A 3,135-nucleotide genomic window follows, 5' to 3' on the forward strand; every position below is an offset into this window, starting at 1 on the left:
CCCTTTGAGTACTCCGCGATCAGCGTGCGTCGTTCGTTCGACAGCTCGAAAAGCTCCAGCAGTTCACCGGCGCGCTGCCTTGCCAACTCACGGGGCAGACTGTACATCCGTCCCACGAATTCCAGAAACTCAAGGCCAGTGAGGCGATCGAACAGCAGCGATTCATCCGGCACCAGACCGATACGTTGCTTGATCGCCATTTCCTGCGCGGGAAGCTGCATGCCGAGCAGTTCGATGGAGCCGGAGGTGGCCGGGATCAGGCCGGTCAGCATGCGGATCGTGGTTGATTTGCCCGCGCCGTTCGGTCCCAGGAAGCCGAAGAACGAACCGCGCGGAACGGTCAGGCTGAGGCCGTCAACGGCGGTCTTGGTGTCGTAGACCTTGCGAAGGTCGCGCACCGCTATAGCGGGAGAACCCTCAACTGGTCCTGGTGACATGAAGACTCATGGTAGCGGAACTGAGGGACCGCTGTGCTGAATTCGGGCGCGCGGCTTACTTGGTGGTGTCGATGCCGAACTTCTTGAGTTCTTCACCGTAGAAGCGCTTCTGCAAAATGTCCCACTCTTCGCTGCCCTCGGGGATGTCCTTCTTCATGGTCCGGACTTTGTCGCGGGAGGCGCGGTCGGCCTTCTCTTCCACAACCAGGATCTCGGTAAACGCCTTCACGATGTCGAGGCGCGCGTCGTTCTGATCCTTCTTCAGGCGCATGTCGCGTGACTTACGCATAGCGGTCATCAGCTTGTGCGATATATCGGTGACTTTGTCGCGCGAGAGCTTCATCGCGTCGCCCGTATCGCGACCGGCGGCCTTAACGATCTTCCGCTGGGTGATCATGGTGCTCTTGATCTTGCGGAACATGTCCTGGTAGCTGACGCCTTCCTTCCGCATGTAATCGCTGTACTGTTCCAGAAGGTCGCGGACTTCGTCGTTCAGCGCGTCCTCCGCGTTCAGTTCTTCAGTGATCAGGTTAGTGACCAGTTCAACGATGCGGTCAGGAGCGGAGGATTCGATCGTGGTCCCGGAAAGACGGCGCACGATTTGACGGGAGAGATAGGCGACGAATTCGCGAGGAAGCAGCACTTTGATGCCAGTGTATCATCGGGAGTTATTGCATCCGAATTATATAGAAAAAGCGCCCGCGGCGCGTGAGACCCGGCGTCGCACCGTATGGCTGCCCGCCATCTCGATGATGCTGGTTTCGCTCATCAGTTATATCGACCGGAATACGCTGGCAATTCTTGCGCCCACCATTCTTCGTGACACCCACCTGAGCGCGCAGCAGTACGGCTTTATCATCTCCTCTTTCTCCATCGCCTACATGCTGGGCAACCCGCTTTGGGGCATCCTTCTGGACCGCTGGGGTGTTCGGAGGGGCATGAATATCGCGGTTGGGATCTGGAGCGTCGCCGCCACCGCGCACGCCTGGGCCACCGGCTTTCTCAGCTTCGGGATCGCTCGCGCGGTACTTGGCGCCGGCGAAGGAGCCACGTTCCCCGGCGGCCTGCGCACGGTGACGCAAACCCTGCCGCCCGACAAGCAGGGCAGGGGACTCGCCTTCGCCTACAGCGGCGGCTCGCTGGGCGCTATCGTTACGCCCTTTATCGTGACCCCGATCGCGCTGCGCTTCGGCTGGCACGGAGCCTTTCTGGTCACAGGAGCGCTCGGTTTCCTCTGGCTGGTGTTTTGGTGGTTCGTGAGCCGTGGCGCGGATGCGCCCGCCGTTCGAACTGCCCGAACTCCGTTCCCATGGCGCAGTCCTGCCGTCGCGGCTTATATTGCCGTCTACGCACTGGGCGCGATGCCCCTGGGGATGATCATCTATAGCTCGTCCCTCTACCTGCATGCGAAGTTCGGCTGGGACCAGGCGATGCTGGGCAAGGTTCTCTGGATCCCCCCTCTGGGCTGGGAGATCAGCTATTTCGTGTTCGGGACTTTGGTGGACAAGCGCGGCGGGCGGTACAAGGGGCTGATGCTCACTTCTCTGTTGCTGACGCTGCCGCTGGCGTTTACAGATTCGATGCCTTCGGGAGCCTGGGTACTGGCGGTCTTCTTCGTCGCGATGTTCGCGGTGGCGGGTTTTGTCTTTCTATCGGTCTCCTGGGCGTCGCGTGTGTTCTCAAGCGAACACACCGGGCTGATCTCAGGGATTGGCGCCGGCTCGTGGAGCGCCGTCGTGGCCATTACGAGCCCTCTGCTGGGCGGGCTGTTCGACCATGGTCAGTATGAATTTGCCTTTCGCGCAGCGGTCGCGTGTTCGATTGCGGGCTACGCTTTCTGGCGCGTTTTAGCACGAGCGCAGAACCTGAAGCCCTGCTAATCTGGTGAAGGCCATTTAATGACAACGTCGTTTCCAACGCTTACCGGCACTGAACGGATGACGGCGGCGCAGGCAGCGGGGCTGGAACCACATGCCCTGCTCCACGCGTATCGCCTCATGCTGACTTCGCGTCTCGTTGACGACCGCGAAATCCTGCTAAAGAACCAAAATAAGATCTATTTCCAGATCAGCGGTGCCGGTCATGAAGCGATCCAGGTTGCGGCTGGCCTCGCGACCCGCGCTGGATACGACTGGTTCTATCCCTACTATCGCGATCGTGCGCTGGCCCTGACTCTGGGGATGACACCGCTCTCGATGCTGCTGCAGGCGGTGGGCGCGGCGTCGGATCCGAGTTCCGGTGGACGGCAGATGCCTTCCCACTGGAGCGATCCGGCGAGGAACATCGTTTCGAGTTCCTCCGCCACCGGTACGCAGTTCACGCAGGCGGTGGGCTGCGGTGAAGGTTTGCGGAAGCTGTATCCGGCGGACGACCAGGTCGTGCTCGTTTCATCGGGCGAAGGCGCCACCAGTGAGGGCGAGTTCTGGGAATCTGTGAATCACGCCTGCCTTGCCTCCGCTCCGGTCATTTTCCTGATCGAGGACAACGGCTACGCGATCTCCGTACCGGTGGAAAAGCAGACTCCGGGCGCGTCCATCTCGCGGCTGCTGGAGAATTTCCCCGGTCTCTTTATCGTCGAAGTCGATGGTACGGACTTCATTTCGTCATATCAGGCGATGAGTACTGCTGTTGCGTACTGCCGCGGCAACCATGGACCGGCGCTGGTCCACGCGCACTGCGTCCGGCCTTATTCGCATTC

4 protein-coding genes are annotated in these 3,135 nt (G+C 60.5%); 2 read left to right on the forward strand and 2 right to left on the reverse strand.

The window, feature by feature from the left end; translation table 11 throughout:
* Together JWR51_RS23670 and JWR51_RS23675 are read right to left on the reverse strand one after the other, a co-directional pair.
* Positions 1–398: ABC transporter ATP-binding protein (locus JWR51_RS23670; RefSeq protein ID WP_299753557.1), on the reverse strand; the 398-nt coding region annotated here is incomplete at its 3' end.
* Between the two features lie 94 nt (positions 399–492).
* Complete coding sequence (locus JWR51_RS23675) at positions 493–1,080, reverse strand: DUF507 family protein (protein ID WP_299753560.1); 588 nt, start codon at positions 1,078–1,080, stop codon at positions 493–495.
* Positions 1,081–1,084: 4 nt separating this feature from the next.
* Here JWR51_RS23675 and JWR51_RS23680 point away from each other — a divergent pair, with 4 nt between their 5' ends.
* Together JWR51_RS23680 and JWR51_RS23685 are read left to right on the forward strand one after the other, a co-directional pair.
* The gene (locus JWR51_RS23680) at positions 1,085–2,317 is read left to right on the forward strand and encodes an MFS transporter (RefSeq protein WP_299753564.1); all 1,233 of its coding nucleotides are present in this window, start codon (positions 1,085–1,087) and stop codon (positions 2,315–2,317) included.
* 18 nt (positions 2,318–2,335) lie between these two features.
* Positions 2,336–3,135 (forward strand): thiamine pyrophosphate-dependent dehydrogenase E1 component subunit alpha (locus JWR51_RS23685; protein WP_299753562.1); only part of this gene is annotated, 800 nt, incomplete at its 3' end.

The sequence above is a fragment of the Devosia sp. genome (assembly GCF_028290625.1).
Lineage (GTDB): Bacteria > Pseudomonadota > Alphaproteobacteria > Rhizobiales > Devosiaceae > Devosia.

Coding starts and splice junctions, on each gene's coding strand:
- JWR51_RS23680 (WP_299753564.1), top strand. CDS start 1,085: ATGCCAGTGTATCATCGGGAGTTATTGCATCCGAATTATATAGAAAAA.